Source organism: Mycobacterium sp., from assembly GCF_965229265.1.
In the GTDB taxonomy this organism is placed as follows: Bacteria; Actinomycetota; Actinomycetes; order Mycobacteriales; family Mycobacteriaceae; genus Mycobacterium.
Window position 1 is genome coordinate 953,016 of sequence record NZ_CBDDIY010000010.1, and the last position, 24,882, is coordinate 977,897.

Consider the following 24,882-nt stretch of genomic DNA (forward strand, 5'->3'; position numbering starts at 1 on the left):
TCGCAGCTATTGCCATCTCTTCGGGCCTCCGCTACTTTCATAGCAAATATCAGTGCAGTAGCCAGCAAAACAACGCCCGACGAGAACAGGAGATCGTTGGATGGTCATTCGACGGCTGCCAGCATCGACCGTAGTGGTGGCACTTGCCGCCGCCACCGCGATCACTGTCGCACCAGTCTCGAACCCCACGGCCATCGCTAACGCCCCCGTGTCGGCGTCCCAAGCCAGATATGCGCTCACGAATTGGATCACCGACCTTGCGGCGCCGATTCAGCAAGCCGCCCAGACCGTGGCGCAAGGCGCCCAGCAAACAATTCAGGGCACGCAGCAAACACTCCAGAACATCCAGACGGCTGGCACCGTCGGCTACGGCGGCTACGTCAACGGCTCCAACCTCAACGACATGGCCACCCCTCTCCAACCGATGCCATCATCGGCTGCCCTTTCTCGGGGGGCCGCCGTATCGTCCGATAGCGGGGTCGATCCGTACTTCCCCGGCGTCGTCGGCGTCTACCTGACCGGCCTGCCCGGAATCACCTACTACCTCACCGATCTGGCTCTGCACACCCTCGGCGGCTCCGACCTCGACAACTACTTCTTCGAGATCGGTACGCAGGCGGGCCCCGGCCCACGTGCCCTCATCGCCGGACTTCGTGCGGTCATCTACGTCGCCGCCAGCGAAACATTCGGCCCGGATTCTGCGATCGCACAGCTGGCCAAGCAACACTTCTACCCGCCGGCAGCCCCTTCGATAGCGTCCTCAACACGCGCTGCCGCCGTGACCGGCGCCTCGATCGCCGGCTTCAAGCGGCCCGCGGCCGCGACCACCGCGCCGTCGGGGACCACCACCGGCCTCCAGGTTGGTGGACAGAAGAAGGCCAGCCTGCGAGCGGCTACTGGCAAGAAGGCGGACGGTACCGGCTCGCATGCCGCCCGTTCCCACCGCGGTGAGGGATAGCGGTCACCCACTGCCACCGGCACACAAGCTCGGTTGGGCACCGTCTGACGTCAGGCGTCCAGCGCGAGATCCTTGCGGAAGCGCCGCAATCCGTCGATCTTGTCGGCGAGCGGGGCATGCATACCGCAGTAGAACATCCACGGCATCGTCACGATGCCGGTGATCCCGGCCGCCTCGGCCCGCTCGTAGTGCGGGATGGTGAACGCGTCGGTGAGCGGCGTGAGGATCTGATAGCCGTCCATGGTCAAACCCTTGTCGGCGCGCAGCGAACGCAACTTCTCGACACGCAGGATCGCCTGATCGAGACTGATGAGGTCGCCGATCCAGCCGTCGAGGCGCGCCGCGCGCCGCAGGGCGATATCGGAGAGCCCGCCACTGTAAATCGGGATGTGCGGGGGCGTCGGCATCATCTCCAGGCGTGGAGTCTTGTAGAACTCGCCGTCGAATTCCGTCCAGCCCGGCTGCCACAGCGCACGCATCAGTTCGATCATTTCGTCGGTGCGCTTGCCACGCTTGGCGAACTGCTGGCCCATCAGCGTGAACTCTTCCTCGCACCAGCCCACCCCGATGCCGAGCTCGACGCGACCGTCAGCCAAATACGCGGCCGTGCCAATCGATTTGGCCGCCGAATAGGGATCGCGCATCCCCGGGATGTACACCGTCGTCACGAACTTGAGCCGCTCGGTGGCCTGCGCGAGCGCGCCAACCAGTACCCATGGGTCAGGCCAGTCGGTGAACGGCGGCCAGCGCCGCTCGCCGTCCTTGGTGTACGGATACGGGGTGGCCAAGGTCTCCAGGTTCACCACGTGATCGGGAATGCCGAGGCCGTCGTAGCCCAGATCATCTGCCGCCTTGGCGATCTCGATGACCTCGCTGGTCTGCAAGAAGGCGACGCTGACATAGAACTTCATCCCGCTGCAACTCCCATATCGCGCCGCTCCTGCCAATCGTCGTCCCGTGCCCACGCCGGCATGATGAACACGCCCTCCGCTTCGACGGTTGGTCCCTGCGCGTCGGCGAGGAACCCCCGCGCATAGGTCTTGTACCCCTCGGTGCGCTCCACCCAGGCCTCGGCCCGAAGCGGCCCGAGCGGGGTGCCTCGCAGATACTTCAGCGTGATCGTGCCGGTGAATTTCGGCTTGCTGAGTTGGTCGGTGGCGACTTCGCCGAGCAGCTGGTCGAGTAGCAGCGCGCAGATGCCACCGTGCACCAGACCGGGCGGCCCCTCGTAGACCGGGCCGAGAGTGAACTCGCTCCAGCACCGGCCGCCCTCGTGGTGGGCCGTCATCGGTGGTGCGATGGGATTGTGCTGCCCCGCAGCGGGATTGCCCCACACCACCGGCAGGCCGGTCTCGGCGTGCCGCAACAGCCGCGGACGACTGGGCGGTGCGCTCTCCAGCAGCTGGCTCACCTCGTCGATGGCCTGCCGAGCCCGCTCGATCGATTCCTCATCGGCCCCGGTGCGAATGCTGGCCGCGATGAGCCGGCGCACTGCCGCGGTCAGCGGCGTGTGCAATGCCCCCACCCGCTCGTGTTCATCGTCGCTGATGAAGTCCCAGTCGATGTCCATACCGCCTCGGCCGTCCTCTAACTTCCGAAAACCTTGAGCACCACCGCTTTTGCGCGGCGCGTTACTCGCAGGTAGTTGTCCAGGAATTCTCCGCCGTCGTCGCCGTGCCAGCCGGCGGCCACCGCGACCGCGTTGAGCTGCCGGCCCGGACCCGGCAACTGATCGGTCGCCTTACCGCGCACCAGCACCAAGGCGTTACGCGCCCGGGTGGCCGTCAGCCACGCCTGCCGCAGCAGGTCGACGTCTTCCTCGGCGAGTAGTTCGGCGGCGCCGATGGCGTCCAGCGTCTGCAGGGTCGAGGTGTTGTGCAGCGCGGGGATCTGATGGGCGTGCCGCAACTGAAGCAGCTGCACCGTCCATTCGATGTCGGCCAGCCCGCCCCGGCCGAGCTTGGTGTGGGTGTTGGGGTCGGCGCCGCGCGGCAGCCGTTCGGCGTCCACCCGGGCCTTGATCCGGCGGATCTCCTGGACCGCTTCGGCCGATACACCCCCGGCCGGGTAGCGCGTCTTGTCGATCATCAGCAGGAACCGGTGTCCCAGGTCCGGGTCACCGGCGACCCGGTGCGCGCGCAGCAGGGCCTGGATCTCCCACGGTTGCGCCCATTGGGTGTAGTACGCCTCATAGGAGGACAGCGTGCGCACCAGCGGACCCTGCCTGCCCTCGGGGCGAAGGTTGGCGTCGACCTCCAATGGCGGGTCTGCACTGGGGCTTCCGAGCAGCGTACGCACCTGCTCGGCGACCGACACCGACCACTTCACCGCGCGGGATTCGTCGGCACCATCGACCGGCTCGCAGACGAACAACACGTCGGCGTCCGAGCCGTAGCCGAGCTCGCCGCCGCCGAGGCGACCCATGCCGATCACCGCCAGCCGCGCCGGGACACCGTCGGCGGGAGTGTTCGCCCGGATGACCGCCTCCAGCGCCGACTGCAGCACGGCCACCCACACCGAGCTCAGGGCCGAACACACGTCGGTGACTTCCAGCATGCCGAGCAGGTCGGCGGAAGCTACTCGGGCCAATTCCCGCCGGCGCAGGGTGCGCGCGGCCGCGATGGCCCGCAGCGGGTCGGGGTGGCGTGCGGTCGAGGCGATCAGCGCCCTGGCCACCGCATCGGGGTCGACGTCGAGCAGCTTGGGACCGCCGGGACCATCGGCGTACTGCTGGATCACCTCGGGTGCGCGCATCAGCAGGTCGGGTACGAACGCCGACGTGCCCAGCACCCGCATTAGGCGTCTGGCAACCGCACTCTCATCGCGCAACGTGCTTAGGTACCAACGCTGTTCGGACAGCGCCTCACTGACCCGCCGGTAGGCCAGCAGACCGCTGTCCGGGTCCGGGGTGTCGGAAAGCCAGTCCAGCAGCCGGGGCAACAGCACCGACTGAACCCGGCCGCGGCGACCGCTCTGATTGACCAGCGCACCCAAGTGCGTCAACGCGCTCTGCGGTCCCTCGTAGCCGAGCGCCGCTAGCTGCCGTTCGGCGGCGGCGGGTGTCATGCCGGGCGCGAAACCCACCGAGGGCCCGACCGACTCCAGCAGCGGCTGGTAGAAAAGCTTGGCGTGCAACCGCGACACCCGCAGGTTCTGCCGTTTGAGCTCCTCGCGCAGCACACCAAGGGTGTCGTGGGTGCCGTCGGGCCGCATGTGCGCCGCCCGGGCCAGCCAGCGCAGCGCCTCGTCGTCGTCGGGGGCGGGCAACATGTGCGTGCGCTTGAGGCGCTGTAACTGCAGGCGGTGCTCGAGCAGCCGCAGGAACTCGTACGACGCGGTCAGGTTGGCGGCATCGTCGCGGCCGACGTAACCGCCGGTACCCAGGGCAGCCAGGGCGTCCACCGTCGATGCGACATGCAGGGAATCGTCGGTGCGGCCGTGTACGAGTTGCAGCAGCTGGACCGCGAATTCGACGTCGCGAAGGCCGCCGGTGCCGAGCTTGATCTCCCGGTCCCGCACCTCGGCGGGCACCAGCGACTCGACCCGTCGGCGCATGGCCTGCACCTCCGGCACGAAATCCTCACGCTCACAAGCGGTCCAGACCATCGGCATCAGCGCGGCAATGTACTGCTGCCCCAGCTCCCGGTCACCGACCGCCGGCCTGGCCTTCAGCAGCGCCTGGAACTCCCAGGTCTTGGCCCACCGCTGGTAGTAGGCCACGTGGGACTCCAGGGTGCGCACCAGGGCGCCCTGCTTGCCCTCCGGACGCAGCGCGGCGTCGACCTCGAAGAACGTGTCCGAGGCCAGCCGCATCATCTCCCCGGCCACCCGGGTGGTCAGCGGATCGGCGAACTCGCCGACGAAGATGACGTCGACGTCGCTGACGTAATTGAGTTCGCGCGCACCGCATTTGCCCATCGCGATGACCGCGAGGCGGGGCGGCTGCTCGCCCTCCTTGCAGACCGAGGCGCCGGCCACCGTCAGCGTGGCATCCAGTGCGGCGTCGGCCAGGTCGGCCAGGTGCTCACCGACCGTGGAGAACGCCAGCACCGGCTCGTTCTCCACCGTCGGCGCCAGGTCGAGCGCGGCCAGGATCAACAGCTGGTCTCGGTAGAGCGCGCGCAACCGCGGCATGATCGCCGCGGCCAACGGTCCGGACTCGGCGATGGCGTCGTCGAACGACCGGCGCAGCTGTGCGGGGTTGGGCAGCGTCACCGCACCTTCGAGCAGGTGCCACGAACGCGGGTTGGCCACCAAGTGATCGCCCAGGGCCAGCGACGAGCCCAGGACTGCGAACAACCGGCCGCGCAGGCCACGGTCCTTGAGCAGTGCGCCGTTCAGTTGCTGCCAGTCGGGACCCAGCGCCTCGGCAAGCCGCACGACGGTCTGCAGCGCGATGTCGGCGTCCGGGGCCCGCGACAGCGACCACAGCAACTCCACGTGCGCGTCGGTGTCCCAGCCCAGCGTCGCCAGGTCGGCCGGGGCGGTCGGTTCGACCAGACCGAGCCGACCCACACCGGGCACCCGGGGGCGCTGGGTCGCTGGTTTGGCCACGTGCACGACGGTAGCGCACCGCGGATTTCCCGGGTTGCTCCTGTCCTAGCGCGCGGAAGCGGCCGGCTACAGGGACAAGTAGGCCTTCAGTTCGAACGGGGTGACGTTGCTGCGGTAGTCCTCCCACTCCGCGCGCTTATTGCGCAGGAAGTAGTCGAAGACGTGCTCGCCCAGCGCCTCGGCGACCAGTTCGGAGTTCTCCATCTCCGACAGCGCGATGCCCAGGCTGGACGGCAACTCCCGGTAGCCCATCGCGCGGCGCTCTTCGGAGGTCAGCATCCACACGTTGTCCTCGGCCTGCGGGCCCAGCACGTAGTTCTTCTCGACACCGCGCAGCCCCGCGGCCAGCAGCACCGCGAACGTGAGATACGGGTTGCACGCCGAGTCGGGGCTGCGCACCTCGATACGGCGCGAGGAGGCCTTGCGCGGGGTGTACATCGGCACCCGCACCAGCGCCGAGCGGTTCGACGCGCCCCACGATGCGGCGGTCGGCGCCTCCCCGCCGTGCACCAGACGCTTGTAGGAGTTCACCCACTGGTTGGTGATCGCACTGATCTCGCTGGCGTGCTCGAGGATGCCGGCGATGAAGGACTTGGCGACATCGGAGAGCTGCAGCGGGTCGTCGGGGCTGTGGAACGCGTTGTTCTCGCCCTCGAACAGGCTCATGTGGGTGTGCATGGCCGAGCCGGGATACTCCGCGAACGGCTTGGGCATGAACGACGCCCGCACGCCCTCGCCGAGGGCGACCTCCTTGACCACGTAGCGGAACGTCATCACGTTGTCGGCCATCGACAGCGCGTCGGCGTAGCGCAGGTCGATCTCCTGTTGACCGGGCGCACCCTCGTGATGGCTGAACTCCACCGAGATGCCCATCTGCTCCAGCGCGTCGATGGCATGCCGGCGGAAGTTGGGGGCCGAGTCGTGCACGGCCTGGTCGAAGTAGCCGCCGTTATCGGCCGGCACCGGCACCGACCCGTCGTACGGGCCGGGCTCGAGCAGGAAGAACTCGATCTCGGGGTGCACATAGCAGGAGAACCCGAGGTCGCTGGCCTTGGCGAGCTGGCGGCGCAGCACGTGGCGGCTGTCGGCCCACGACGGTGAACCATCGGGCATGGTGATGTCGCAGAACATCCGCGCCGAATGATGCTGGCCGGCACTGGTGGTCCAGGGCAGGACCTGGAACGTCGAGGGATCCGGCCGCGCGACGGTGTCGGATTCGAAGACCCGGGCGAAACCTTCGATGGAGGATCCGTCGAAGCCGATGCCCTCTTCGAAGGCGCCTTCCAGCTCGGCCGGAGCGATCGCAACCGACTTGAGGAAGCCGAGCACGTCGGTGAACCACAACCGGACGAAACGGATGTCCCGTTCTTCCAGCGTGCGCAGCACAAATTCCTTCTGGCGGTCCATGACGCGAGCGTATGCAGCGGGTGTTAATTCCGTGTTACGGGGCTGCTGCGCCTTGACTCTCAGCAGGTCAGGTTGCCCGGAACGGTCCTGTCGACCAAGTAGTTCACGATCGCCGAGTCCACGCACTGGTTGCCGTTGAACACCGCCGTGTGCTGGGTGCCGTCGTAGGTGATCAACGGTGCGTTGAGCTGACGGGCCAGGTTGACCCCGGCCTCATACGGTGTGGCGGGATCGTGGGTGGTGGAGACGACGACGACGCTGCCGGGCGGGGCGGGTGACGCCGGATGCGGTGCCGACGTCGGCGGCACCGGCCAGAAGGCGCACAGATCCCGGGGCGCGAATCCGGTGAACTGGCCGTAGGACTGGAAGGGCGCGGACTCGCGGGTGCGCCGGTCGATGTCGGCCCACACCGCCGGATCGGTCGGGGTGGGGCTGTCGACACAGCGGATCGCATTGAACGCGTCCTGTCCGTTGCTGTAGTGCCCGTAGGGGTCGCGTCCCTCGTACTCGTCGGCCAGTAGCAACAGGTCCCCGGCGTCGGTCTGGCGGGCCAGGCCCAGCAGACCGCTGGTCAGGAACTTCCAGTACTGGGGAGCGTAGAGGGCATTGAAGGTGCCGGTGATCGCGTCCTGATAGCTCAGGCCCCGCGGGTCCGAGGCCGGTCCCGGTTTGACGGCGAGCGGATCGACCAACTGGTGATAGCGGTTCACCCACTGCGCCGGATCGGTGCCCAGCGGGCAGCCCGCGGACTTCGCGCAATCGGCGGCATAGTCGTTGAACACCACCTGGAATCCCGTCATCTGCTGGATGATCGAGTCAGAAGTGTCCTGCGCGGGGTCGATGGCGCCGTCGAGGACCATCGTGCGAACCCGGTCGGGGAACTCCTCCAGATAGGCGGTGCCGAGCTCGGTGCCGTAGCTGAACCCGAGGTAGTTGATCTGGTCGTCGCCGAGCACCTGGCGGACGGCGTCCATATCCTTTGCCGCCGAAGCTGTTCCGACCCCGGCGAGGAACGCGGTCCCCATCTTGTCGGCGCATTCCTTGGCGTAGTCGCGATTCAACTGCTCGATCGCGGCGACCCCGGCCGGGCTGTAGTCCACCATCGGATTGCGTCGCCACGCGTCGAACTCCGCATCGGTGCGGCAGCGCACCTGGGGAGTCGAGTATCCGACACCGCGCGGGTCGAACCCGACGATGTCGAAGTGCTCGTTGATCGGGCTGCCGGCCAGCGCGTAGCCCATTCCGGCGGCCGAGTCCACCGCCGAGGCGCCCGGGCCGCCAGGGTTCACGAACAGGGCACCGATGCGTTCACCGCTGGCGGGAATCTTGATGACCGCTAATTGCGCTTGGGGCCCAGTGGGATCCGCGTCATCGATGGGCACCGGCACGGTCGTGCACCGTGCGGAGGGAATGTCGCCGGCGGCGTCACCGAGGAATTCGTGACAGCTCTTCCACATGGCTTGCGGCGCCGTCGTCTGACCGGCCCCGGGGTCCCCAGTGGCAGCGGCCGACGGGGCCATGCCACCGACTGCCAGCACGGTGCAGATAAAGAGCGCCGAGCCGGTCCGACTCGTGCGTCCCATGGCTGTCATCGTCGCACGGTTGAGCCGCCGGTGTGTCAGCGAGCCGGTCACACCTCGATCTCAGATGCAGTCCCGCTCGATAACGAGGGTTGACGGAGACGTAAATGCCTTGTGCGCTCAGTGGTTCCGAGACTCAGCAGGTGGCACCCGGCGGCGGCAACTTCAGATCGACCAGGTAAGCGGCGGCGTAGTTGTCGACGCAGGTGTTGCCCTGGAAGACGACGGTGTGCTGGGTCCCGGTGAACGTCAGCAGCGCGCCGCCCAATTGTTTGGCCAGATCCACACCCGCCTGATAGGGCGTGGCCGGGTCGTTGGTCGTGGAGACCACCAGCACCGGCGGCAGGCCCGGCGCGGACGCCGAATGCGGGGTGCTCGTCGCAGGCACCGGCCAGAACGCGCACGTGCTCAGCGGGGCGTGCCCGGTGAACTCGCCATAACTCATGAACGGCGCGACCTCACGCATCCTGCGGTCTTCGTCGATGATTTTCTGACGGTCGGTGACCGGCGGTTGGTCGACACAGTTGACGGCGATACGCGCATCGGTGGCATTGGTGTAGTGGCCCTGAGCATCACGGCGCATGTACATATCGGCCAGCGCCAGCATGGTGTCGCCGCGGCCGTTCTCCATCTCGGTCAACCCCTGGGTGAGATGGCGCCACAGGTTCGGCGAGTACAACGCCATGATGGTGCCGATGATCGCGTCGCTGTAGCCCAGACCGCGCGGGTCGGCGGTCGGCAACGGTTTCTTCACCAACGGGTCGACCAGGCTGCGGTAGACGTCGACGGCTTTGGCCGGGTCGGTGCCCAGCGGGCAGGACGGATCCTTGGCGCAGTCGGCGGCGTAGTCGTTGAACGCCTGCTGGAAGGCCGCCGCCTGATCGATGTCGGCTTGGATCGGGTCCGCATTGGGGTCGACGGCGCCATCCAGAATCATCGCCCGCACCTTGTCCGGGTACGCCTCGGCGTATTCCGAACCGATCCGGGTGCCGTAGGAGTAGCCGAGGTAGGTCAGCTTGTCGTCGCCGACCGCGGCGCGCAGCGCGTCCATGTCTTTCACGACGTTGGCGGTGCCGATGTTGGCCAGGAAGTCCTTGCCCATCTTGTCGATGCAGCGCTGGACGAACGCCTTGGTCTCGTTCTCGATGTGCTCGATGCCCTTGGGGCTGTAGTCGACCTGCGGATCGGCCCGGATCCGGTCGTTGTCGGCATCGGAGTTGCACCACAGCGCCGGGGTTGAGGCAGCCACCCCGCGCGGGTCGAAGCCCACCATGTCGAACCGCTGGCGCACCTCGGCGGGCAGGTTCTCCACGATGCTGGCCGCGGCCTCGATACCCGACTCCCCCGGGCCGCCCGGGTTGATGATCAGCGAGCCGATCTTCTCGCCGGTGGCCGGGAAGCGGATCAGCGCCAGCACGGCGGTCCCGGCGTCCGGCTTGGCGTAGTCGACCGGCACCGCGATCCGGCCACACTCGGCGCCGGCCGGAATCGGCAGCGCGTTGCCGCCACCCCCGCCGGCCACCCGGCACGGGCCCCACTGCACCGGCGCTCCGATTTGCGGCCCGGCGACGACGGCCGTTCCCGCCACCATGGTGCTGCAGCCGGCGCTCGCGACGAGAGCGGCCACGGCGGGGAGCACCAGGGCGGTGCGGACGGCGCGCGGTCGTTGGTAGAGCCTCATGGCAATCATGCTGCCACGTCGTGCGGCGGTGCCTCGCACACCGACCCGCCGGAGGCGGTCATTTGATCGAGTCGAGCAGTTCTTTCATCCCGACCGCGAAGTCATCGGCCATATCCCACAGGTCCGGCAGCAATTCCGGGCACGCGATCAGACCGACGTCGAGCTTGCCGTTGAGCGACATCACGGTGATGTTGAGTCCCGACCCGTGGAAGATCGGGCCGAGCGGATACATCGCGCTCACCTCGGCGCCCAGGAAATACAGCGGTATCTGCGGGCCCGGGACGTTGGACACCACCAGGTTGTGCACCGGCCGGGCCTCTGTCAGCCGGCTTCTGGCGTACACCCGCATCGCCACCCCGAAGATGGCCGGGCCGGCGAACTGGCTCCAGTCCTGAAGCAGCGTCGCCCCGATGGCGGAGCTGTGCTCCTTGGCGGTGGTGTTCGCCTCGGCGATCGCCGTCAGCCGCTCGGCGGGATCCTCGATCTGCGTCTCCAGCTTGGAGAACATGCCCGACACCTGGTTGCGCCCGGGCCGGTCGGACCGGTCGTGCACCGACACCGGGACCATCGCCACCAGCGACGACTCGGGCAGCTCACCACGGTCGAGCAGGAAGTGCCGCAGCACCCCGGAGACCAGGGCCATCACCACGTCGTTGACCTTGACCCCGAAATGGTTCTTGACCTTCTTGATGTCCTCGAGGTCGAGCTGGGCGAAGGCGACGTTGCGGTGCGCGGTGATGCTGGCGTTGAACCGGGTTTGCGGGGCAGCGAACGGGGCCGCCATCGCCCGGCCACCGACGGCCCGCGCGACGGTGTCGACGACCGTGCTGACCGTGGCCGGGACTACCTTGGTGGCCAGGTGAATCGGGCGGGTGGCGAACCGGCCCAATCCGCCGAGTGCGATCCGCAGCTGGTTGGTGGCACCGAATTCGTCCTCGACCGGGTCCGGCGGCGGGGCGTCGGGCTCGGTGCTGCACAGCTGCGACATCAGGTTGGCGCCGGTGACCCCGTCGACGGCGGCGTGGTGCACCTTGGTGAGCACCGCAAGCCGTCCGCCGGCGCGGGCGTCGGTACCGCCGACCCCTTCGATGACCCAGGTCTCCCACAGCGGGTAACGCCGATCCAGCGGCAGCGAGGCCAGGTGTCCGCAGATCTCGCCGAGTTCGACACGACCGCCGGGGGCGGGCAGGCCAATGCGATGCAGATGGCGATCGATGTCGAAGTCCTCGTCCTCCACCCACACCGGATGGTCGAGGTTGAGGAAGCTGTTGGCCAGCTTCTCCCGGAAACTCGGTATCGCCTTGACGCGCAAGGCCATTTCGTCACGCAGCCGGTCGAAGGTGTAGCCGCCCGGGATTGTCGACGCGTCGAGTTCCAGGACCGAACACACATGCAGTGGCTGCGAAGGTGTTTCGAGGTAAAGGAAGCTGGCGTCTAGTCCACTGAGCCGTTGCAGATGTTGCACCATGCGATGGTATGTCTCCGCTCCGGAGGCCGGTGAGCAATCGCGCAACGTTGCCGCAACGCCGTGCGCCGACACCGCAGGGCGGTGTGAGAAAGTCCACTTCACCGGCCGTTCACCTCTACCGCCCTCGGGTGGCACACTGGAAAACGTCAAACGAACCCGGGGACCCGGATGGGCCACGAGGATCGATCGAGACGATCACTAGGGACAACGATGTCTGAGCAGACTGTCTATGGTGGCGCCGCCAGCGTGCCCCCTGCTTCACGCGCCAAGGTTCGTACCCACCACCTGCAGAAGTGGAAGTCCGAAGGCCACAAGTGGGCCATGCTGACCGTGTACGACTACTCGACCGCCCGCACGTTCGATGAGGCCGGGATTCCGGTGCTGCTGGTCGGCGACTCCGCCGCCAACGTCGTGTACGGCTACGACACCACCGTTCAAATCTCGGTCGACGAGCTGATCCCCCTGGTGCGCGGCGTGGTGCGCGGCGCCGAACATGCACTGGTGGTCGCCGACCTGCCGTTCGGCAGCTACGAGGGTGGGCCCGCGCAGGCGCTGCAGACAGCGACCCGGTTCATGAAGGAAGCCGGCGCGCACGCCGTCAAGCTCGAAGGCGGAGAGCGGGTTGCCGAGCAGATCGCGACGTTGAGTTCCGCCGGCATCCCGGTGGTGGCCCACATCGGGTTCACCCCGCAGAGTGTCAACAGCCTCGGCGGTTTCCGGGTGCAGGGGCGCGGCGACGCCGCCGAACAGACCGTCCACGATGCGATCGCGGTCCAGGAAGCCGGTGCGATTGCGGTGGTGATGGAGATGGTCCCCGCCGAGCTCGCCACCCAGATCACCGGAAAGCTCACGATTCCGACCGTCGGCATCGGCGCCGGACCCAACTGCGATGCGCAGGTTTTGGTCTGGCAGGACATGGCCGGACTCACCAGCGGCAAGACCGCCAAATTCGTCAAGCGCTTCGGTGATGTCGGCGGCGAATTGCGCCGGGCGGCAACACAATATGCCGAAGAGGTGGCGACGGGCGCCTTCCCGGCCGAGGAGCACAGCTTCTAGCTGTCGCGATCCCGGTAGGCCTCGAGCAGCCGCAGCCAAAGCTCGCTGACAGTGGGAAAACACGGCACGGCGTGCCACAGGCGGTCGATCGGCACCTGACCCGCCACGGCGATGGTGGCCGCATGCAGCATCTCGCCGACCCCGGGCCCGACCATGGTGACACCGAGCGCAATGCCGCGGCTGTCATCGACGACCATCCGCGCCCGGCCTCGGTAGCCGTCCGCGTAGAGCTTCGCCCCCATGACCACGTCGCCGATCTCGACGTCGACCGCCGAAATCCGGTATCCGGCAGCGCGCGCTGCTCGCTCGGTCATTCCGACGGAGCCCACCTCGGGGTCGGTGAAGAACACCTGCGGGACCGCCAGCGTGTCGGCAGTCGCGCTGAACGTGCTCCACGCGCCGGCGTCGACAGGAATGGAACGCGCGCGAGCCACGATCACCGCGGCCGCGATCCGGGCCTGATACTTCCCTTGATGAGTGAGCAATGCACGGTGGTTCGCATCGCCCGCGGCGTAGAGCCAATCACCTGCAACGGCAGTGACCGTCAAAGTGTCGTCGGTGTCGAGCCACGTTCCCGGCATCAAGCCCACAGTCTCAAGACCCATGTCCTCGGTCAGCGGTGTGCGTCCGGTCGCGAACATCACCTCGTCGACGTCGACAGTGGTGCCATCGTCGAGGTCGGCGATGATCCCGTGCGTGTCGTCGCGACGCAGTCTGCGGATGCTCACCCCGGTGCGCACGTCGACGCCGGCCTCACCGAGGCCGCGCTCGACCTCTTCGGCGACGAACGGTTCCATGCCCGCGAGGATGCGAGAGCGAACGAGCAGCGTGACGGAGGACCCCAGACCCTGCCAGGCGGTGGCCATCTCTACCGCGACCCCACCCCCACCGACGATGGCCAACCGGCGTGGCACCTCGCTGGAATCCGTTGCCTCGCGGTTGGTCCACGGATGCACCTCGTCCAACCCGGGCACGTCCGGGACGGCGGCGCCACTGCCACTACTGATCACCACGGCATGGCGAGCGGTCAGTGACACAACCTCGCCGGTCGGCGACGTCACGGTCACGCGGCGGTCGCCCTCGAGGCGGCCCTGTCCCCGGAACAGATCCGCGCCCATCGCGACCACCGCGTCCGCCTGGCCACTGTCATCCCAGTTGCTCACGTAGCGATCCCGGCGGCCGAACACGCTGCGGCTGTCAAGTGCGCCGGTCACCGCTTCACGCGCACCGTCGACGCGCCACACGTCGGCGACGGCCAGCACGGGACGGAGGAGCGCTTTGCTCGGCACGCATCCCCAATACGAGCATTCGCCGCCGACGAGTTCGCGTTCGATGACCGCCACGTTCAAATCCGCTGCGCGGCAACGATCTGCGACGGTCTGTCCGACCGGCCCGGCGCCAATCACGATTACGTCGTACGTGCCTTCGGTCACGGCGTGCGCACCTTCCGTTGGCCGGAGGGAGGTGACAATTCGTCGGCATCGAGCCCGCGGTCGATCCCGTGCGGGATCACCGTCTGTCCAGGGTCCAGCCGTAACCGTTGCCCGTCGAGCCTGACATCGACCTTGTCGGGTTCGAACGAAAGCAAGTCCCGAACGGCTGCGACCTCGGGCCACGCATCGACGTATGACCAGGCGCAGCGAGATCGCTCACCGATGCTGTAGTAGCTGGCCAAACCCTTGTAGGGACAGAAGGTCTGGCCATTGACAGGCGTTAGCGCCGTCTCGTCGACATCGTCGCGTGGCACGTACCAGCGGGGTGCGAAGCCCGACTCGTAGAGGACATGCGGGCGACGAGTGTCTGCGATAGCCCGGTTCCCGTCGTGCACCACGAGGTGCCGGGATGTCGATCGGATGTCGATGCGGTGATAGGGGTCGGCCGCATGTCCGACGATGCGATCGTCTTCCTCATAGAACGCATCCATCGCCCGCCACGCGAACGCGATGCGCCCGTTCAACACGGCGGCATGGCCCGGAAGTGCGATGTGGCACCAGGCCGCGCGCCGAACACTGCGCTGTCCTGCGGTCGCGGTGAACCACGCCGTCACGCCGAGATCGAGGTGTTCGGTCCGTTGTTCCTCCTCCGCCAGCACTCCGGGCTCGATGTCATCGCGCGGAAAATACGCCACCGGATACCGGCCCGGCTCGTGCAGCAGCACCACGTCGTCACTGCGCGCGATCCAGTGCTCACCAAAACGCACTTTCATGCGACGCCGCAGCGGTTCGGCGAAAAGCAGTCGCTCCGGAAGTGGATCCGGAGTGAGAAAGTGGCCGATGGTTCCGGCGGCCAAGGGGCCTTGCTGCCAAGCCAAACCCATGCTGCGCACCTTCCGGAGCGGAATTAATTGGGCTGTGTATCCCATTATTATGGGCTGCACCACCCAGAATGTCCAGACCGATCTGCACCGAGCGGCTAGCGTTTTGGCTCGGCCGTCCGCGCAGCGAAGCTGCGCACATAGTCGACGGCCGCATTGACGTTCGCGCGCAGGGGCTCCGGGTCACCGGTGACGTGAGTCAGCATCGCACCGCCCTGATGCGCTATCACCAGGCAAGCCGCCAGATGACGCGGGGAGGCATCGTGCGTCAGGGCGCCGCGGTCGCGCATTGCGGTCAGACCCGCGACGAAAAGACCGATCCACTCGTCGTACCCGGCAACCAGGTCGGTTCGAATCCGCTCATCGGAGTCGATCAGCTCACCGGCCAATGAGCCATATACGCAACCACCCACCCGATACACCGTGTCGATGTCTGCGACGCACGCATCGGCCCACGCCTGGAGATCCCGAATACTGTCGAACGAGCCGAATTTGGGGTCGGTGTGATACTCGCGGACCGCTTGACGACGAGAGGCGACGACCTCGCGGGTGAGGTCACTCTTGTCCCGAAAGTAGTGCGAGATCTGCGATCCACTTACGCCCGCCGATGTGCGCACGTCGTCGATGCTCGTTCCGGTCGCTCCGCGCTGAAACATCAACGCGGCGGTGGTGTCGATGATGCGCGCGCGGGTCTCGAGTCCTTTGCGGGTGAACCGCTGCTCGGCAAGCTGTTCGCTGTCGGTGCGCACGGACCTGCGGACCCGTCGCGAGGGGCGGGGCGTGCGCAGGGAGGAATCGGTGGCATAGGCTCGAATCCGATTGACCGCGAAGCGAAGTCCGTCGACCAGCGGCCATTCCTGGCGATAGGTGAACGCGATCGTGCCGCTCCCCTGGTGCGTTGCTACCAAGACCACGGCCAGTTGATGTGGGTCGGCCTTCGAAGTCAGGACCCGTCGGTCCTTCATCTGCTGAATAGCCTTCTCAAAGAAGGAGATCCATGCCCAGTAGCCGTCGGCCAGGGTAGCGCGCGTCTCCGCGTCCGACTTCGCCAGCTGCGCTGCCAACGCGTGATAGGTCGGCGTCCCGGCGTAGCCAATGCGGCGTAAGTAACGGAGATTGAGATCGATCCAGGTTTCGAAATCATCGAGTGACTCCAGGCCCCGGAGCTTGGGCTGGCGATGGAAGTCCAGCACCACCTCGATCTGTTTGGCCAGTACTGCGGCGATCAGCGCACGTTTGTCGGCGAAGTAATGGGCAAGCTGTGAGCCGCTCACTGAAGCTGCCCGGCGGAGGTTCTCGTTGTTCAGAGCCGACAGCCCCTCCTCGAGGATGACGTCGGCTGCGGCCGCGACAATCCTGTCCCGGGTGGCCCTGCCCCGTATGGTGAGGCGCCGATCGTCGTGGGGCGCCGGCGGAGACATCGGCCTAGATTACGGCAGTTTTCCCTGTTCACGCCCTCAACGCGCGAGCCGACGTTCCATGAAGTCGACCATCAGTGCCGCGACGTGGTCGACAGCCGATTCGAGCAGAAAGTGACCACCGTCGAGCAGGTGGATCTCGGCGTCGGGCAGATCATCGGCGAACGCGGTCGCTCCGGCGGGGCCGAAGATCTCGTCACCCCGCCCCCAAACGGCGAGCAGCGGCACGGCACTCTCACGGAAGTACTCGTGCAGCCTCGGATACAGCGGGGGGTTCGTCGCGTAGTCGCGGAACAACGCAAGTTGGATCTTGTCGTTTCCGGGACGGGACAGCAGTGCGTAGTCGTGGTGCCAGCTTTCGGGGTCGACGAGCGTCTCGTCGGCCACGCCCGTGACGTACTGCCACCGGGTGGCCTCCAGGCTCAGAAATCCACGCAACGGCCCCTCGGTATAAGGTGATGGCCGGTCCCGGTAGGCCCATACCGCCTTCCAGAAATCGTCGACAAATCCGGCGTCGTAAGCGTTGCCGTTCTGGCTGATCACAGCGGTGATCGCCGACGGGTCTGCCAGCGCAAGGCGCCATCCGATCGGCGCGCCATAGTCCTGGACATAGATGGCGTACCGATCGACACCGATGCTGCGCAGCAGGCCGGCGGTCAGCGACGCGAGGGCGTCGAAGGTGTAATCGAACTCATCAACTGTCGGTGCATCGGACAGTCCGAACCCCAACATGTCCGGCGCAATCACGTGGAAGCGATCGGAAAGAGCCGGAATCAGTTGACGGAACATGTACGAGCTCGTCGGAAAGCCGTGTAGCAGAACTATTGTCGGCGCGTCAGACGGCCCCACGTCTCGATAGAACAGGCGGCGGCCGTCGACAGTTGTGAAGCGATGGTGAACGGACGGCATACCGACTCCTTACCTGGGTCATTCATCCCAATAAAATGGGCCAATTAGCCCAGTATGCGCCTGGCGGGGCGGCAGCACCAGCCCTTCTCTCGTTGACCAGAAGCAACGCTTGACTTATTTTGGGTCATTCAGCCCAGTTAGGAACGGTAGGTCCATGACCGAGCGGCAGACCACACCAGAACGCGTCAGCCTGTTCTCCGATGGCGTCTTCGCGGTACTAATCACGGTGTTGGCGCTCGAACTCAGGGCTCCCGAATTAGTGACCTTGTCCGCCTTGCTCCCACTGTGGCCCATCGGGGTGAGCTACGCGATCAGTTACTTGTTCATTGCGATCGTCTGGGTGAACCACCATCACCTCTTCAGCTATGCACAGCGAGCCACGCCCCGCCTTATGTGGTGCAATTTCGGCCACCTCTTCGCAGTATCGCTGATCCCGTTCACGACGCAGTGGATCGCCCAATCCCACCTAGCGCCTGCTCCCGTGGCCCTATACGCGACTGTCTTCGTGACGGTGAACGTGACCTATTTGGCGCTGTGCTGGGAGGCAGTCGACCGCTCGCCACACCAGGACATCACCGCTCGAGTAAAACGTTTGATGCGCATGCGCTCGTTCGCCACCATCGGCGCCTTCGCAGCGGCTGCAGTGGTCGCGCTGCAGTGGCCGTTGTTCGCAACCGGCCTGATCTGCCTGTGCCTCGTCGGTTATCTGCGGCCGGACATTCCTGACGCCAGGACTACCTGAAGTCCGGCGCGCGCTTGTTCAGGAAGGCGTCGATACCTTCGCGGCCGTCGGCACTGTCGGCGCACGCCGCGATCAGCCGGCCCTCCAGCTCCATCTGCTCCTCGAGCCCACTACCGAATGTGGTGAGCATCAGCTTCTTGACCGCAGCACCGGAACCCTTTGCCGCAGAGGCTATCTGCTCGGCCAGCACCTGAGCGCGAGCCTCCAGATCGTCAGCGGGGACAACCTCGGTGACCAGACCCCAGTCGGCGGCTTCGGCGGCCTTCAACGTCCGGTTGGTGAGCATGAGCTCCTGGGTCCGGCGCACCCCGATAATGCGCGGCAGGTAGTACGACGAGCTGCCGTCCGGGCTGAGCCCGGCCTTGGTGTAGGCCATCGTGAACGACGCGCCGTCGGAGGCCAGCACCAGATCGCCCGCGGCGGCCAGGCTGAAACCGGCGCCCGCGGCGACCCCGTTGACCGCGGTGATCAGCACCGCGTCCATCCGGGCGAACCTCGAGATGGCCCGGTGCAGGTCATCGGCGATGCCCTTAACGAATCGGCCCGGGCCCAACGGGGACGCCGCCATCGCCTTGAGGTCTCCCCCGGCGCAGAAGAACCGGCCGGCGCCGGTCAGCACGACAGCCTTGGTGTCGGCTCCACCGCACCGCGCCGCGGCGTCGGCGAGTTCGCGGGTCATGACGTCGTTCATGCCGTTGGCGGCCTCGGGCCGGTTCAGCACGATCCGCGCGATCGAGCCGGCCTGCTCGAAAGACAACGTCTGATAGTCGCTCACGGTCGGAACGTTAGCAATTCCAGCCTAGGATCCGGAGCGCGGCATCGGCGATCACCGCGGGGGTCTCCGGTGTGCACTCCTCGTTGTCGGAGCGCCGGTTGATCACCGACTCCACCAACCGGAACGGAAGGTCATCGGCATCGGCGTTCCCACCGCACTCGGCGATCACCGCAGCGGCCAGCTGCCGGTAGCGGCGACGCAACTCCTCGCGGTTGGCGCGGAATTGTGCGAACCGGTCGACGCGCAGTTCCGGTAACAGATACAGCGCACCGAGATTCCAGCGACTGCCACACAGTTGTGAGCAATCCGCGACCACCAGGGCGTGCAACCTCATCCCCGCCGAACCATCCTGGGTGAGCAGCTCGCCGGCCAGCCGCAGTGCCTCGTCGACGGTTCCGGCCAGCAACGCATCCAGGATGTCGTCTTTGGTGGCGAAGTGGTGGTAGAGCGAGGCCTGGCGCATGCCGACGGCGTCGGCGATCCGGCGCGTCGAGGTCCCGGCATACCCGATCGTGGTGAACAGTTCGGCGGCGGCGTCGAGGATCTCCTCGCGGGCGGTGTTACCCGGTCGACGAGATTGTTCGAGCCGGGGACGGCCCCGCCCCTCGTGGCCCGCACTGCGCATAGGCCATTGTCGCATTCAGGCACTGCACCATTACCTGTCATTTGATAGAAATACAGTCAACCCAGTCGTTACACCGGCGACACCCGCCGGGAACCGCGCCTGGGAAAACTTTCAGTTGACAGTTAATCGAGCGTGGGCCCGGACAGGAGCAACGAGATGACCACCGCGTCAACCGACGGAGCCCGCTCGCACGCGCGGTCCCAGGCCAGCGCCGCCAGCATGCGGGTGCCCACCCTGCCCGACGGCGTCGACGGCAGCCGGCTGGTCTGGGCCGAGGCCGTGCCTGCAGAGTCGTATGTCTCACGGGTGGTCTCACGGGGCACCCGCCTGCGGCTGTCCGACCCCGACGGCGGCGCCTGTGCGCACCTGTTGCTGTTCCGCGCCGACGCGTCCTGGGAGCGGCTCAACATCGCCGACACCATGAAGGTCCCCTGGCAGGCCTACCTCGGCGTAGGCCATCCACTGCTCTCCGACCAGGGGCGCCTGCTGGCCACCATCGTCGCCGACAGCTCCGGCCACCACGACCTGCTCTGCGGCCTTCCACCGGCCGGCCAGCAGAAGATGCTGCTCGCAACCATGAAGCACGGCATGGACATTCGCGATGTCGCACCATCGGCGGCCCTGTTCAAAGGAGTACGGGTCGAGGACTCCGGTGCGCTGACGTTCACCGGCTCGGCCGGGCCTGGCGCGTCCGTCGACCTGTTGATCCACCTGCCCGTCGTGGTCGCGGTGGTCAACACCGCCCACCTTCTGGATCCGCAACCCGCGACCACCGGGTTGGACATCGTGGCCTGGCGAGCCGACGAGGAACTTTCCGTCCCAGTCAATTCCGACCCGGAATACTCCCGGGCCTTGTTCAACACCGAATCCACTTGGGCGGCAGCACAATGATCACTGACGACGTCGTGGCGGCCCGCTCCCCGTGGTCGGCCATCCTGCGGGCCGGACAGTCGCTGCAGATCATCGACCTGCACGGCAATCAGGCGGTGGACACGCTGTTCTATGCCGTCGACGGTGACCGCGTCGATCCGACCGGACGCTACAGCGCGCAAGCCACGATCGCCGCGCAGCGCAACATCTTTCTGACCACCGGCTCGGTGCTACGCGCCGCCGACGGCCGGGCGCTGGTGACGATCGTCGCCGACGAGGTGGGCAACCACGACACCATCGCCGGCGCGTGCTCCAAGGAATCGAATACGCTGCGCTACGGCCACCACACCGCCCACCAGCACGCGTGCGCGGAGAACTTCCTCGCCGAGGCGGCCAAGTGGGGAATGGGCAAGCGCGACATCGTCTCCAACGTGAACTTCTTCATGAACGTGCCCGTGGAGGCCGACGGAACGCTGGGTATCGTCGACGGCCTGTCCGCGCCCGGCAAATCACTGACGGTGCGCGCCGACACCGACACCCTCGTGCTGGTGTCCAACTGCCCGCAGATCAACAACCCGTGCAACGGGTTCGACCCCACCCCGGTGCGGATGGTGATCACCGACTCATGACAACCATCGAGGTGGTGCGGTCGGGAATGCTTACCACCGTTCAGGATTGGCCCGCTCGCGTGGGGTACTGGCATGTGGGTGTGCCGCCGTCGGGCCCGATGGACGATCTGTCGTTCCGGCTCGGGAACCGGGTGCTTGGCAACCCCGAGGGTGCCGCCGGTCTGGAGTGCACCAAAGCCGGTCCGGCACTGCGGTTTCCCGAAGGTGGCCGAGTCTGCGTTGCCGGAGCGGCCGCCCCGGTGACGCGCGATGGCACGCCGGTGCCGATGTGGCAGTCGGTCACCGTGCCCGCCGGCGGCGTGCTCGACGTGGGCTTCGTCGACGGCCCGGGCATGCGCTGCTACGTCCTGATCGCCGGAGGCCTGACCGAGCCCGAATATCTCGGCAGTTCCGCGACATTCACCATGGGTTGCTTCGGCGGGCATGAGGGCCGCGCGCTGCGCGCCGGTGACCTGCTCACCGCGGGCGACGATGACGGTCCGGCGTCGGCCCGGCCGGCCCGCGCCGCGATCGACGAACAGCCGGCGATCGGCCACCGCTGGCAAGTCGCTGTCACCGAAGGCCCGCACGGCGCCCCGGAGTTCTTCACGCGCGCCGACATGGAGACGATCGTCGGCACGGACTATACGGTGCACTTCAACTCCGATCGCACCGGCGTGCGCCTGATGGGTCCCAAACCGCAATGGGCCCGCACCGACGGCGGCGAAGCCGGCCTGCACCCGTCGAACATCCACGACAACGCCTATTGCGTCGGCACTTTGGATTTCACCGGCGACACCCCGATCCTGCTCGGGCCCGACGGGCCCAGCCTCGGCGGCTTCGTCTGCCCGGTCACCGTCGTGCGCGGCGACCGGTGGAAACTCGGCCAGATGGCCCCCGGCGACACGGTGCGTTTCGTCCCCGTCCGCGCCGACCGCGCGCCGTCGCTGGGCAGCATCGGCGCCGACCGGCGTGCCTCGCTGCCACTGGTCATCTCCACCTCCAGCGACGCCGACGACGGCGTGCTGACCCGGTTCGTCGGGGCCGATGGCACCGCCGTCACCGTGCGCCGCGACGGCGACGGCGGTGTGCTCGTCGAGTACGGGCCCATGGTGCTGGATCTGGCCATGCGAGCCCGGGTGCACGTGCTCTACGAATCCTTGCTGGCCAGCCGGATTCCCGGGGTCAGCGAACTCACGCCAGGGGTACGGTCGCTGCAGGTGCAGTTCGACCCAGCCGTGCTCAGCATCGCGGAGTTGGTCGACCTGCTGGCACGCACCGAGGAAACGCTGCCGGCCACCGACGAACTGGTGGTCCCCAGCCGCACCGTCCGCCTGCCGCTGTCGTGGGACGACCCGTCAACCCACGAGGCGATACAGCGCTACATCCACGGTGTACGGGCCGATGCCCCATGGTGCCCGTGGAACATCGAATTCATCCGGCGCATCAACGGTCTGGCCGACGTCGAGCAGGTGCACGACGTCGTCTTCGACGCGCAGTACCTGGTGCTCGGGCTCGGCGACGTTTACCTTGGCGCGCCGGTGGCCACCCCGCTGGATCCGCGCCACCGGCTGGTGACGACCAAGTACAACCCGGCCCGCACCTGGACACCGGAGAACGCCGTCGGGATCGGCGGTGCCTACCTGTGCATCTACGGCATGGAAGGGCCTGGCGGATACCAGTTCGTCGGGCGCACCACCCAGGTGTGGAACCACCGCCATCCGCAGAACTCCCAGTCCTTCGAACCCGGAACCCCTTGGCTGCTGCGCTATTTCGACCGGATCGGGTTCTATCCGGTCAGCGCCGAGGAGCTACTGGACCTGCGGGCCGATATGGCCGCCGGACGCGGCGACGTAGAGATCGTCGACGGCAAGTTCTCGATGGCCGACTATCAGCGCTTCCTGGGGGACAACGCCGAGGGCATCGCCGAGTTCCGGGCCCAGCAGGCCGAGGCGTTCGCCGCCGAACGCCACGCCTGGGACAAGGCCGGCGAGTTCACCAGCCAACTGGCAAGCTAGCCGAACAGCCTGCGCTAGGCGGTGATGCCGTACGTCTTGAGCTTGCGGTACAGCGAGGAGCGCGACATCCCCAGATGGGCGGCGGCGACCACCCGGTTTCCCTTCGAGTCCTGCAACGCGGCCACGATCGCGTCGCGCTCGGCAGTCTCCAGCGGTGTCAGCGCATGCCGCGACACCGTCTGGCAGTAACCGGGCAGATCATGTTCCTGGATCTCCCCCACCGGCCGCCGGCGCAGCGCGTGCACCAGCGCCTCGCGCAGCTGGGCGATGTTGCGCGGCCAGGAATAGCGCGCGATCAGCCGGTGGGCCTCCGGACTGAGCCGCACTCTGCGCTGCGGCGCGAGATTGCGCAGCAAACCGGCGGTGATGGCGGGCAGATCGTCGGTGCGGCACCGTAGCGGCGGCAGGACGATCGACGCGTCGAAATGATGCAGCAACTCACCGAACGGCAGGTCGGACCCGTCGAGAGCGGCCGTGGAGGGATCGGCAACGGTGGCCACCACCCACACCGGCCCGGTCAGCTGCTCGACGGCGGAGAAGTACTCCTCGAGCCGGTCGGCCCCGTCCGTGCTGGCCTGGTCGAGGTCGCGGATGATGTGCAACGTGGGCTGGTCGGGGCTGCTCAACAACGACCGGATATCGGAGGGGGGCCCCTCGGCGCCAAGCTGGGTAGCGTCCACCGAAAGACTGCGACCGCCGGGATAGACGGAATGGAACAACTCGGCGGTCAGGGTGAACTTGCCTACCCCGTGCTCCCCCACCACCAGCGTCGGCTTCTCGTGTTCGAGCGCCTCGCGCAACTCGTCACAGGCCCGAAGCCAGGCCGGTGAGTTACCGGCGGCCACCGAGTCACGCGGCCGGCTCAGACCGTCGAGAATCTGCGAGGTCTGCGCCGTGGCAACCGCGATGGGCGGCAGCCGGTGTTCGCTGAAGTCTGCCGGCGAACCTGCCTGCCGGTCCGACACGATGTCGGCGATCACCACCATGCCGGCCACCGCCGCGCCGGCCAGGATCCTCGTGCCACGGATGTGCACGAGCCGCTGTCCGCCGGGTAGCGCCAGGGTGTCGCTGGCACGTTCACGGCCGCCCATCAGAAATGTCGCGTGCTCCCGCAACGTGCGTTGTTCATCGGCGTCGAACAGCTGCTGGGCGACCGGGTTGGCCATGAAGATGGAGTCACCGAACGCGAACACCGCCTGTCGCGCCGAGCGCGCCGTCACCCGCAGGTAGGTGTCGAAGATCGCGTGCTGGGACTGGCTGCGGTCCAGCAGCAGATTGTGTGCGATGTCCTTGGCGGCGCTCTTGACCAGCGTGTGCATCACCGGGCTCCAGACGTCGGCCAGTGTCGAGACGTCAAGGACGCCTTCGACGCGGCCGGTAACCGGATCGATCACGGGCGCCCCGGTACAGGCGAACAGGTGCAGGTTCTCGCTGAAATGTTCGGGGCCGACGACGCTGACCGGCTGCCCAGCCTCGAACACGGTCCCGATGCCGTTGGTGCCCATCGTCGACTCCGAATAGTCGAAGCCGGGCGCCAGATCCACCCGGTCGAGCAGCCTGGCCACCGCCGTCGAACTGTCGATGCGGCGCACCACCCGGGCACGGTTGTCGGTCAGTGCGATCACCAGGGGCATGTCGGCCGTGTCGGCCTCCAGCTGGGCCAGGACCGGCTGGGCGCAGCGGATCAGCAGTGAGCTGGTGTCGACATCACCGGCGAAGGCGCTGTGCGGTCGCGAGACGTCCACTCCGGCCGCTTGACTGCGCTCCCACGATGCCGCTACCAGGTCGGACACTCCCGCCGACCCGGCGCCGCCGTACTCAAGGAAGTCCGCGCGGGCAGCCGCCACCCGCAGCATCCGCGCCGCGCTGTTGGGCATTACTGCCTCCCTCTGGACGGCG

Annotated in this window: 20 protein-coding genes; 6 read left to right on the forward strand and 14 right to left on the reverse strand. The window is 67.1% G+C overall.

Going from position 1 to position 24,882, the window contains the following annotated elements:
* Positions 1–133 precede the first annotated feature (133 nt).
* The gene (locus ADBZ9K_RS06585) at positions 134–958 is read left to right on the forward strand and encodes a hypothetical protein (RefSeq protein ID WP_526619277.1); all 825 of its coding nucleotides are present in this window, start codon (positions 134–136) and stop codon (positions 956–958) included.
* Between the two features lie 50 nt (positions 959–1,008).
* Here the strand turns inward: ADBZ9K_RS06585 and ADBZ9K_RS06590 are convergent, their stop codons facing one another.
* From ADBZ9K_RS06590 to ADBZ9K_RS06620, 7 genes are all read right to left on the reverse strand, one after another.
* Positions 1,009–1,869, reverse strand: a complete 861-nt coding sequence (locus ADBZ9K_RS06590) for a TIGR03619 family F420-dependent LLM class oxidoreductase (protein ID WP_526619278.1) — start codon at positions 1,867–1,869, stop codon at positions 1,009–1,011.
* A complete protein-coding gene (locus tag ADBZ9K_RS06595) occupies positions 1,866–2,528 on the reverse strand; it encodes a PaaI family thioesterase (RefSeq protein ID WP_526619279.1) in 663 nt (220 codons plus the stop codon). The genes ADBZ9K_RS06590 and ADBZ9K_RS06595 overlap by 4 nt, the downstream gene beginning before the upstream one ends.
* Positions 2,529–2,545: 17 nt before the next feature.
* Positions 2,546–5,518, reverse strand: a complete 2,973-nt coding sequence (locus tag ADBZ9K_RS06600) for a bifunctional [glutamine synthetase] adenylyltransferase/[glutamine synthetase]-adenylyl-L-tyrosine phosphorylase (RefSeq protein WP_526619280.1) — start codon at positions 5,516–5,518, stop codon at positions 2,546–2,548.
* A gap of 60 nt (positions 5,519–5,578) precedes the next feature.
* The gene (gene glnA / locus ADBZ9K_RS06605) at positions 5,579–6,919 is read right to left on the reverse strand and encodes a type I glutamate--ammonia ligase (protein WP_526619282.1); all 1,341 of its coding nucleotides are present in this window, start codon (positions 6,917–6,919) and stop codon (positions 5,579–5,581) included.
* A 59-nt stretch (positions 6,920–6,978) separates the two neighbouring features.
* Entirely contained in the window at positions 6,979–8,511 is a 1,533-nt protein-coding gene (locus tag ADBZ9K_RS06610; RefSeq protein WP_526619283.1) for an alpha/beta fold hydrolase, read from the reverse strand.
* A 124-nt stretch (positions 8,512–8,635) separates the two neighbouring features.
* The gene (locus ADBZ9K_RS06615; RefSeq protein ID WP_526619284.1) at positions 8,636–10,180 is read right to left on the reverse strand and encodes an alpha/beta fold hydrolase; all 1,545 of its coding nucleotides are present in this window, start codon (positions 10,178–10,180) and stop codon (positions 8,636–8,638) included.
* A 58-nt stretch (positions 10,181–10,238) separates the two neighbouring features.
* Positions 10,239–11,636, reverse strand: coding sequence for a WS/DGAT/MGAT family O-acyltransferase (locus tag ADBZ9K_RS06620; protein WP_526620785.1), 1,398 nt, complete (start codon positions 11,634–11,636; stop codon positions 10,239–10,241).
* Positions 11,637–11,858: 222 nt separating this feature from the next.
* On the opposite strand from ADBZ9K_RS06620, the gene panB reads away from it, so the two are divergent.
* Complete coding sequence (gene panB, locus ADBZ9K_RS06625) at positions 11,859–12,704, forward strand: 3-methyl-2-oxobutanoate hydroxymethyltransferase (protein WP_526619285.1); 846 nt, start codon at positions 11,859–11,861, stop codon at positions 12,702–12,704.
* Here panB and ADBZ9K_RS06630 read toward each other — a convergent pair.
* The 4 genes from ADBZ9K_RS06630 to ADBZ9K_RS06645 are packed head-to-tail and all read right to left on the reverse strand — an operon-like array spanning position 12,701 to position 17,345.
* Positions 12,701–14,137: a dihydrolipoyl dehydrogenase family protein gene (locus tag ADBZ9K_RS06630; protein WP_526619286.1), complete on the reverse strand. Its 1,437-nt coding sequence runs from the start codon at positions 14,135–14,137 to the stop codon at positions 12,701–12,703. The genes panB and ADBZ9K_RS06630 overlap by 4 nt on opposite strands.
* Positions 14,134–15,084: a DUF427 domain-containing protein gene (locus ADBZ9K_RS06635; RefSeq protein WP_526619288.1), complete on the reverse strand. Its 951-nt coding sequence runs from the start codon at positions 15,082–15,084 to the stop codon at positions 14,134–14,136. The genes ADBZ9K_RS06630 and ADBZ9K_RS06635 overlap by 4 nt, the downstream gene beginning before the upstream one ends.
* 32 nt (positions 15,085–15,116) lie before the next feature.
* Positions 15,117–16,439, reverse strand: coding sequence for a TetR/AcrR family transcriptional regulator (locus ADBZ9K_RS06640; protein WP_526619289.1), 1,323 nt, complete (start codon positions 16,437–16,439; stop codon positions 15,117–15,119).
* Between the two features lie 36 nt (positions 16,440–16,475).
* The gene (locus tag ADBZ9K_RS06645) at positions 16,476–17,345 is read right to left on the reverse strand and encodes an alpha/beta fold hydrolase (protein ID WP_526619291.1); all 870 of its coding nucleotides are present in this window, start codon (positions 17,343–17,345) and stop codon (positions 16,476–16,478) included.
* A 154-nt stretch (positions 17,346–17,499) separates the two neighbouring features.
* On the opposite strand from ADBZ9K_RS06645, the gene ADBZ9K_RS06650 reads away from it, so the two are divergent.
* Positions 17,500–18,087: a TMEM175 family protein gene (locus ADBZ9K_RS06650; protein WP_526619293.1), complete on the forward strand. Its 588-nt coding sequence runs from the start codon at positions 17,500–17,502 to the stop codon at positions 18,085–18,087.
* Here the strand turns inward: ADBZ9K_RS06650 and ADBZ9K_RS06655 are convergent.
* Positions 18,080–18,862 carry an enoyl-CoA hydratase/isomerase family protein gene (locus ADBZ9K_RS06655; RefSeq protein WP_526619294.1) on the reverse strand — a complete coding sequence of 261 codons (783 nt, stop codon included), beginning with the start codon at positions 18,860–18,862 and terminating at the stop codon, positions 18,080–18,082. The genes ADBZ9K_RS06650 and ADBZ9K_RS06655 overlap by 8 nt on opposite strands.
* A gap of 10 nt (positions 18,863–18,872) precedes the next feature.
* Positions 18,873–19,502 (reverse strand): TetR/AcrR family transcriptional regulator, encoded by a 630-nt coding sequence (locus tag ADBZ9K_RS06660; RefSeq protein ID WP_526619296.1) that lies wholly within the window; start codon positions 19,500–19,502, stop codon positions 18,873–18,875.
* Between the two features lie 141 nt (positions 19,503–19,643).
* Here ADBZ9K_RS06660 and ADBZ9K_RS06665 point away from each other — a divergent pair, with 141 nt between their 5' ends.
* The 3 genes from ADBZ9K_RS06665 to ADBZ9K_RS06675 are packed head-to-tail and all read left to right on the forward strand — an operon-like array spanning position 19,644 to position 22,983.
* Positions 19,644–20,378: a DUF1989 domain-containing protein gene (locus ADBZ9K_RS06665; RefSeq protein ID WP_526619297.1), complete on the forward strand. Its 735-nt coding sequence runs from the start codon at positions 19,644–19,646 to the stop codon at positions 20,376–20,378.
* On the forward strand, positions 20,375–20,986 hold the full coding sequence (locus ADBZ9K_RS06670) for an urea amidolyase associated protein UAAP2 (protein ID WP_526619299.1): 612 nt from the start codon (positions 20,375–20,377) through the stop codon (positions 20,984–20,986). The genes ADBZ9K_RS06665 and ADBZ9K_RS06670 overlap by 4 nt, the downstream gene beginning before the upstream one ends.
* Entirely contained in the window at positions 20,983–22,983 is a 2,001-nt protein-coding gene (locus ADBZ9K_RS06675; protein WP_526619300.1) for a 5-oxoprolinase/urea amidolyase family protein, read from the forward strand. The genes ADBZ9K_RS06670 and ADBZ9K_RS06675 overlap by 4 nt, the downstream gene beginning before the upstream one ends.
* Before the next feature lie 14 nt (positions 22,984–22,997).
* Here ADBZ9K_RS06675 and ADBZ9K_RS06680 read toward each other — a convergent pair whose 3' ends face one another.
* Positions 22,998–24,860, reverse strand: a complete 1,863-nt coding sequence (locus tag ADBZ9K_RS06680; RefSeq protein ID WP_526619302.1) for a sigma-54-dependent Fis family transcriptional regulator — start codon at positions 24,858–24,860, stop codon at positions 22,998–23,000.
* Positions 24,861–24,882 lie beyond the last annotated feature (22 nt).

Excerpts from the sequence above, each read along its gene's own strand:
- ADBZ9K_RS06610 (WP_526619283.1), bottom strand. The coding sequence starts at position 8,511 with ATGACAGCCATGGGACGCACGAGTCGGACCGGCTCGGCGCTCTTTATC.
- ADBZ9K_RS06675 (WP_526619300.1), top strand. The coding sequence starts at position 20,983 with ATGACAACCATCGAGGTGGTGCGGTCGGGAATGCTTACCACCGTTCAG.
- panB (WP_526619285.1), top strand. The coding sequence starts at position 11,859 with ATGTCTGAGCAGACTGTCTATGGTGGCGCCGCCAGCGTGCCCCCTGCT.
- ADBZ9K_RS06650 (WP_526619293.1), top strand. The coding sequence starts at position 17,500 with ATGACCGAGCGGCAGACCACACCAGAACGCGTCAGCCTGTTCTCCGAT.
- ADBZ9K_RS06640 (WP_526619289.1), bottom strand. The coding sequence starts at position 16,439 with ATGTCTCCGCCGGCGCCCCACGACGATCGGCGCCTCACCATACGGGGC.
- glnA (WP_526619282.1), bottom strand. The coding sequence starts at position 6,919 with ATGGACCGCCAGAAGGAATTTGTGCTGCGCACGCTGGAAGAACGGGAC.
- ADBZ9K_RS06680 (WP_526619302.1), bottom strand. The coding sequence starts at position 24,860 with ATGCCCAACAGCGCGGCGCGGATGCTGCGGGTGGCGGCTGCCCGCGCG.
- ADBZ9K_RS06660 (WP_526619296.1), bottom strand. The coding sequence starts at position 19,502 with ATGCGACAATGGCCTATGCGCAGTGCGGGCCACGAGGGGCGGGGCCGT.
- ADBZ9K_RS06670 (WP_526619299.1), top strand. The coding sequence starts at position 20,375 with ATGATCACTGACGACGTCGTGGCGGCCCGCTCCCCGTGGTCGGCCATC.
- ADBZ9K_RS06590 (WP_526619278.1), bottom strand. The coding sequence starts at position 1,869 with ATGAAGTTCTATGTCAGCGTCGCCTTCTTGCAGACCAGCGAGGTCATC.
- ADBZ9K_RS06665 (WP_526619297.1), top strand. The coding sequence starts at position 19,644 with ATGACCACCGCGTCAACCGACGGAGCCCGCTCGCACGCGCGGTCCCAG.
- ADBZ9K_RS06595 (WP_526619279.1), bottom strand. The coding sequence starts at position 2,528 with ATGGACATCGACTGGGACTTCATCAGCGACGATGAACACGAGCGGGTG.
- ADBZ9K_RS06645 (WP_526619291.1), bottom strand. The coding sequence starts at position 17,345 with ATGCCGTCCGTTCACCATCGCTTCACAACTGTCGACGGCCGCCGCCTG.
- ADBZ9K_RS06615 (WP_526619284.1), bottom strand. The coding sequence starts at position 10,180 with ATGAGGCTCTACCAACGACCGCGCGCCGTCCGCACCGCCCTGGTGCTC.